Annotated in this window: 6 protein-coding genes; 3 read left to right on the top strand and 3 right to left on the bottom strand. The window is 71.0% G+C overall.

The features are described from left to right. Positions 1–844: asparaginase (locus D7W81_RS39010; protein WP_147445791.1), on the bottom strand; the 844-nt coding region annotated here is incomplete at its 3' end. 102 nt (positions 845–946) lie between these two features. On the opposite strand from D7W81_RS39010, the gene D7W81_RS39015 reads away from it, so the two are divergent. From D7W81_RS39015 to truD, 3 genes are read left to right on the top strand one after another with little or no spacing between them, the layout of a single operon-like run. After that, positions 947–1,906: a DsbA family protein gene (locus D7W81_RS39015; protein ID WP_244227740.1), complete on the top strand. Its 960-nt coding sequence runs from the start codon at positions 947–949 to the stop codon at positions 1,904–1,906. Positions 1,907–1,914: 8 nt separating this feature from the next. After that, positions 1,915–3,234, top strand: a complete 1,320-nt coding sequence (locus tag D7W81_RS39020; protein WP_120560421.1) for a DUF4388 domain-containing protein — start codon at positions 1,915–1,917, stop codon at positions 3,232–3,234. Next, a complete protein-coding gene (truD, locus tag D7W81_RS39025) occupies positions 3,231–4,253 on the top strand; it encodes a tRNA pseudouridine(13) synthase TruD (RefSeq protein WP_120560422.1) in 1,023 nt (340 codons plus the stop codon). The genes D7W81_RS39020 and truD overlap by 4 nt, the downstream gene beginning before the upstream one ends. Positions 4,254–4,428: 175 nt before the next feature. On the opposite strand, the gene D7W81_RS39030 is transcribed toward truD, so the two are convergent. Together D7W81_RS39030 and D7W81_RS39035 are read right to left on the bottom strand one after the other, a co-directional pair. Beyond that, positions 4,429–5,853 (bottom strand): OmpA family protein, encoded by a 1,425-nt coding sequence (locus tag D7W81_RS39030; protein ID WP_120560423.1) that lies wholly within the window; start codon positions 5,851–5,853, stop codon positions 4,429–4,431. Between the two features lie 17 nt (positions 5,854–5,870). Further along, a complete protein-coding gene (locus D7W81_RS39035) occupies positions 5,871–6,188 on the bottom strand; it encodes a DUF4398 domain-containing protein (protein WP_120560424.1) in 318 nt (105 codons plus the stop codon). Positions 6,189–6,288: the final 100 nt, after the last annotated feature.

A 6,288-nucleotide genomic window follows, 5' to 3' on the forward strand; every position in this document is an offset into this window, starting at 1 on the left:
TATAAGAGACAGCATAGAGCGTGAGGTCCACGCCGTTGCGGTACGCCTGGCTCACCACCAGCACCGGGATTCCCCGCTCCCGCGCCTGGACGAAGAGCGGCAGGAGCGAGCGGCCCAGCTCCGGCGCGACGGGCACGTTGCCCGCCCCATACGCCTCCACCACCAGCCCCTTCACGTGCGGCAACAGCTGCAGGGGCAGGGCGGGGTCCAGGCCCGGGTACACCTTGAGGAGGAAGACGCGCGGATCCAGCTTCTCGTGGAGCCGGAAGGGGCCTCGCGGCGCGAGGCCCTTCTCGAAGGTGGCGTCCACGCCCAGGGTGCCCAGCACGGGGAAGTTGGGGCTTTCGAAGGCGTCGTACTCCGCCACCTTCACCTTGCGGGTGCGGTTGCCCCGGTACAGGTGCGAGTCGAAGCAGATGGTCACCTCGCGCGGCCCCTGGAGCGCGGAGAGCACCGCGTCGATGAGGTTCAGCCGCGCGTCCGAGCGGATCTCCCCCAGCGGCCGCTGCGAGCCCGTCAGCACCACGGGGCAGGGTGGGTTGCGCAACATGAACGACAGCGCACTGGCCGTGAAGGCGAGCGTGTCCGTTCCGTGGGTCACCACCGCCCCGTCGAAGTCCGCCAGCCGACGGTGGAGGTGGGAGGCCATCCGGCTCCAGAGCTCCGGCTGCATCTCCGAACTGTCCAGGTTGGAGAACAGCTCGAGTTCGATGTCGGCCAGCTGGAACAGCTCCGGGGCGCGTTTCCGGAGCGTCTTGAAGAAGGCGGCGGGACGCAGGGCGGAAGGCCGGCCACCGGCCATTCCGAGCGTGCCTCCCGTGTGAAGCAGCAGGACTCTGGGCATGGGCGAGGGCCGTCTGCCAAAGGCCGCCTTGCTTTACAAGCCCGGCGCGCGTGGCTAAACCCCGGAGCCGTGCTCTTCCCTCGATGGATGCGTGTTGCTCCCGTGCTGGCCGCGACCCTGATGGGCGCCGGCTGCACCAAGAGCGCGGAAGTCCCGGCCACCGCCAAGGCCCCGCCGCCGGCCTCCACCCCGGCTCCGGCCCCTGCCGCTGCTCCGGCCGCGCCCACCGCCGAGGAAGCCCCGCCGGCGGATCCAGCCCAGGCGCTGACGGGCATCCCCGGCATGGACTTCTCCGCGCTGCCCCCGGCCGCGAAGCGCGAGCTGGCCACGGTGTTCAGCGACGAGTTCTGCTACTGCGGCTGTCCCCACTCGCTGGGCGCGTGCCTCAAGCAGCACACGTCCTGCAAGCACGCGAAGCGGATGGCGCGGCTGTCCGCGCGCATGGTGGCGGAGGGCGGCCCCGCGAGCGAGGTCATCGTCACGCTGTCCAAGTACTACGCGTCCTTCCGCGAGCCGCGCGTGCAGCTCAAGGTGGATCCGCGCATGTGCCAGGGCGACGCCAACGCGCCCGTGACGGTGACGGAGTTCTCCGACTTCGAGTGCCCCTTCTGCGGCAAGGCCCGGCCCATCCTGGAGGGCTTCGCGAAGAAGCACCCCAGCGAGGTGCGCTTCTGCTACCTGCCGTTCCCGCTCTCCATCCACCCCAACGCCATCCCCGCCGTGCAGGCGGTGCTGTGGGCGCGTGACCAGGGCAAGTTCTGGCAGATGCACGACGCGCTCTTCGGCCAGCAGGAGAACCTCAAGCCGGAGGCGCTGCCCGCGCTGGCGAAGTCGGTGGGCCTGGACGGGGACAAGCTGGCCGCCGTGCTGAAGACGGACACGTACAAGGACGAGATTGACGGCTTCCATGCGCAGGGGCGCGCGGCGTCCATCAACAGCACCCCGTCCGTGTTCTTCAACGGACGCGCCTACGAGTTGGGCTTCCAGGAAGGGCAGTTGGAGCACAGCATGGAGGACGAGGTGGAGTGGCGCGCGAACAACAACGCGTGGGCCGCTGACTGACCGCGTCGATGAGCCAACGCTTCCGCATCGATGGCGCCGCGCAGCTGGTCCCCGAGGACCGCTCCGGCATCCCCGCGCTCGCGGGACGCTCGGGGACGTACGCGCTGATGCCCACCGGGCCCGACCTGCTGGTGTTCTCCCGCACGCCGCCGGAAGGGGGCTCCATCCCCACGCCGCGCGTGGTGCTGGCGGGGGACGCGGGCGGCTTCCCGCTGTCCGACCTCATCGCGTTCCTCAGTCAGTCACGCTGGAGCGGCGTCATCCGCGTGCACACGCCGGGCGGCGAGCGCTCGCTCACGTTGCGTGAGGGCGAGGTGCGCGGCGCCACCTCCGAGGAGCCCGCGGACCGGCTGGGCGAGGTGCTGGTGCGCCTGGGCTACGCGGACCGCGCGCAGGTGGAGGCGGTGCTGCGCGAGCAGTCCGCGTCCAAGCTGGGCCGGGCGCTGGTGGAGAAGGGCGTGCTCCAGGCGCACGACCTGTTCAAGTGCGTCACCCACCAGGTGAGCGAAATCTTCCACGCCATCGTGCTGGCCCGGGAGGGAGCGTTCTTCCTCATCGACCAGCCGCTGGACGAGAAGATGGGCCACGCTCTTCAGTTGTCCACGCAGAGCCTGCTGATGGACAGCATCCGGAAGATCGACGAGATGGCGCACTTCCGGAAGCGCATCCCCCACGGCCGCCTGTACGTGGCGCGCAAGCGTCCGTCCGACGGCAAGCTGGAGGAGGACGAGGACCGCGTGCTGGCGATGCTGGACGGGCGGCGCACGGTGCTGGAGCTGGGGCACGCGGCGCGGCTGTCCGAATTCGACGTCACCAAGGTCGTCTTCCGCCTGCTGGAGGGCGGCTTCGCGGGTCTGATGGACAAGCCCGCGGGCGCTCCCGCTGCGGCCGCGACGCCGGAGAAGGTGGCCGCGCCGCGCACGCGTCCGCCGGTGCGCACGGCGCCGCCAGTGGATGCCCGCCCGGTGGCGCGCGTCTTCAACTTCATCTTCCGGGAGATCCGCGACGAGGTGGCCCGCTCCGGCATGGACCGCGAGTTCATCGCGGCGGCCAACGCGGCGCTGGCCAACCAGGCGCTGTCGTCGTCTCCGGTGCTGGAGGGGCTGGCGTTCGCGGCGGATGGCAGCCTGCCGGAGGGCCGGTTGATGGAGGCCTTCGACAAGCACCGCACCCACCTGGGCAGTGAGCCGCTGGCCTCGTTCCGTCAGGCGCTGAGCGACGTGATGTTCTTCCTGCTGTTCCAGGCGGGGGAGCTGCTGGAGTCGCGCGCGGACGAGGACCTGGCCCGCCGGGTGAAGGAACTCCTGGCCACGCTCGAGGCACCGTGACGGACGCAGGCTTCCCGAGGCTGACCGCGGGCGTGCCCGGGTGTGGCGGGGCGTTCAAGCTCACGCCCGAGGACTTCGAGGTGGAGGAGCTGCCCGCGTACCTGCCGTCCGGAGAGGGCACGCACCTGTACCTCTGGGTGGAGAAGCGCGGCCGGGACACGCGCGAGGTGGTGCGCGCGCTGGCGTCCGCGCTGGGCGTTCGCGAGGACGACATCGGCTCGGCGGGGATGAAGGACCGGCAGGCGGTGACGCGCCAGTGGCTGTCCGTGCCCGCGAACGCGGAAGCGCGCGTGCCGGAGTTCGCGCTGGACGGTGTCCGCGTGCTGGAGGCGAAGCGGCACAGCAACAAGCTGCGCACCGGCCACCTGCGCGGGAACCGCTTCCGGCTGCGGCTGCGCGGCGTGAAGGACCTGGGCGCGGCGCGGGAGTCCTTCTCCCGGCTGGCCGCGGAAGGCGTGCCCAACTACTTCGGAGAGCAGCGCTTCGGGCGGGCCGGCGACAACGCGGACCTGGGCCGGATGCTGCTCCTGGGGCAGCGGCTGCCGAAGCGGCCGGACCGCTTCCAGCGCAAGCTGTACCTGTCCGCCTTCCAGTCGCGCCTCTTCAACCAGGCGCTGGCCGCGCGGCTCGCCGCGGGCACCTTCGCCACGGCGCTCCTGGGCGACGTGCTGCGCAAGGAGGAGACGGGCGGCCTCTTCGTGTGCGAGGCGCCGGACGTGGACAACCCGCGCGTCGCCGCGTTCGAGGTGAGCCCGGCGGGCCCGATGTTCGGCCCGAAGATGACCGCGTCGAAGGGCGAGGTGGCGGAGGCGGAAGCCCGGCTGCTCGTCGACGCGGGCGTCACGCTGAGCGACTTCCAGCGCGGCGGTGACGAGACGGAGGGCACGCGCCGTCCGTACCGCGTGCGGCTGGGCGCGGCGGAGCTCACGGTGGACGGCGAGGACGCGCAGCTCACGTTCGAGCTGCCGCGCGGCGCCTACGCCACCGAAGTGCTGCACGAGCTGCTCAAGGACGGCTGAGCCCCTCCGGCACGTGCGGGCGCGGCGCCCGGGCAGGTGCCATGCGCCCGCGCGTCACGGCGCTCCTTCCATGCCCGGAAACGGCCGCGCCTCCCAGGGCGTGAGGCCCGGGGAGGCGCGAGGGGCACTGCTTGTCCCGCTCCCGTCATGGACGGAAGCGGGGTGGGGCGTCACGTCACTGCCGGATGACGTTGAACTCCGTGCGGCGGTTGAGCGCGCGGCCCGCCTTCGTGTTGTTCGGCGCCACGGGCTTCGTCTCACCGAAGCCCACGGCCTCCATGCGGCCCGGGTCGATGCCGCGCTTGAGCAGCTGCGCCATCACCGCGTCCGCGCGCTTCTGGGACAGCTTCAGGTTCGCCGTGTCGTTGCCCATCGAGTCCGTGTGGCCCTCGATGCGCATCTTGCGGATCCACGGCGCGTCCTTCAGCGCCTGCGCCACCTCATCCAGGATGGTGGTGCTCTGCTTGCCGATGATCTTCGCGGAGCCGGTGCCGAAGAGGATCTGCTTCTTGATCTCAATCCGGTCCTTCTTGACGACGACCATCTTGTACTGCTTGGCGCACCCGCGCTCCTCCTTCACGCCCGGGTCGTCAGGGCACGCGTCCAGGCGGTCCACCACCCCGTCGCTGTCGCGGTCCGGATCCGGGCAGCCGCCGTTCTCCTGCGGGCCGGCCTCACCCGGGCACTTGTCCTGCGCGTCCGGCACGCCGTCGCTGTCGTTGTCCAGGTCCGGGCAGCCGTCCTCGTCCTGGAAGCCGTCCTTGTCCTCGGGCTCGTCCGGGCACTTGTCCTTGTCGTCGTTGATGCCGTCCCCGTCCTTGTCCACGATGGGGCAGCCCAGGTTCTGCAGCGGACCCGCCTCGTTGGGGCACTTGTCCGTGCCGTCCACGATGCCGTCCAGGTCGTTGTCCATCTCCGGGCAGCCGTCCTCGTCCTGGAAGCCGTCCTTGTCCTCGGGCTGGTCCGGGCACTTGTCGGCGTTGTCGAGCACCCCGTCGCCGTCGCGGTCCTTGGGGGCCTCCGGCGGGCAGCCGTTGTTCTCCGCGACGCCGGGGATGAGCGGGCACTTGTCCGCCGCGTCCAGCACGCCGTCGTTGTCGTTGTCGTTGTCCGGGCAGCCGTCCTGGTCCTGGAAGCCGTCCACGTCCTCGGCCTGCTCGGGGCAGGGGTCGTCCTTGTCCAGCACGCCGTCGCCGTCGCTGTCCGTCTCCTCGATGCTCACCACCACCTGCTGCTGGGGCTGGGTGGGCTGCTGGGGCTGTTCCGGCGCCTGCGGCGTCTCCGGGCGGTCGCGCACCAGCACCTGGCGCGGGCCGCAGTTCTTGGACAGCTCCAGGGCGCGCTTCACCGCCGTGTCGGCGCTGCGCACGTGCTGGGCGGCGCGCGAGCTGTTGCCCTGGCTGAGCTCTCCACGGGCGAAGTCGAGGTTGGCCTCCGCGGCGGCCAGCTCCGCGGGCGCGCAGCGCAGGGCTCCGCCCCTGCGGGCTCGCTCCACGTCGGCGGTGAGCACCTCCGTGTCAGCGCGGATCTTGTTGCCGCTGACGCAGGCGAGGGAGGTGAACAGCAGGGTGAAAAGCGCGGACTGGGACAGACGCTTCATCGGGGAGCGCTCGGGCGTCACGGGTTCTGGGGGCGGCCCTGGGATTCGCCGCTGTTGGCCGCGGACATGGCCTTCTCGCGCGCCTCGTTGGCGAAGCGCGAGGCCTTCACCGCGAAGTCCACGCCGGCCTGGTAGTCCGAATAACCGACCTCTTCCCGCGCCTTCTGCAGGTAGAGGTTGGCGGCCGTCCACTCGTAGGGGGCTTCCTTCTCCGCCCCCGCGGTGCGCGCGGCCTGGATCTGCACTTCTGCGTCGAGGATGTTGGACGTGGACTTCACGGGGCCACATGCGGTCAGCACGCCCGCGAACGCCAACAGGAGCGACTGCTTCGTCATCACTGGGGCCTCGGTCGACAGAGCGGAGGGAGACTGGTCGGCGGTCGTATCAATCGCCTCCGGGGGGGTCAAGAATCGGGCGGTTGGCATGAAGCAGGGG

Source organism: Corallococcus aberystwythensis, from assembly GCF_003612165.1.
In the GTDB taxonomy this organism is placed as follows: Bacteria; Myxococcota; Myxococcia; order Myxococcales; family Myxococcaceae; genus Corallococcus; species Corallococcus aberystwythensis.

Bases quoted from the DNA above. Each gene is read 5' to 3' on its own strand.
- D7W81_RS39030 (WP_120560423.1), bottom strand. From the start codon at position 5,853: ATGAAGCGTCTGTCCCAGTCCGCGCTTTTCACCCTGCTGTTCACCTCC.
- D7W81_RS39035 (WP_120560424.1), bottom strand. From the start codon at position 6,188: ATGACGAAGCAGTCGCTCCTGTTGGCGTTCGCGGGCGTGCTGACCGCA.
- D7W81_RS39020 (WP_120560421.1), top strand. From the start codon at position 1,915: ATGAGCCAACGCTTCCGCATCGATGGCGCCGCGCAGCTGGTCCCCGAG.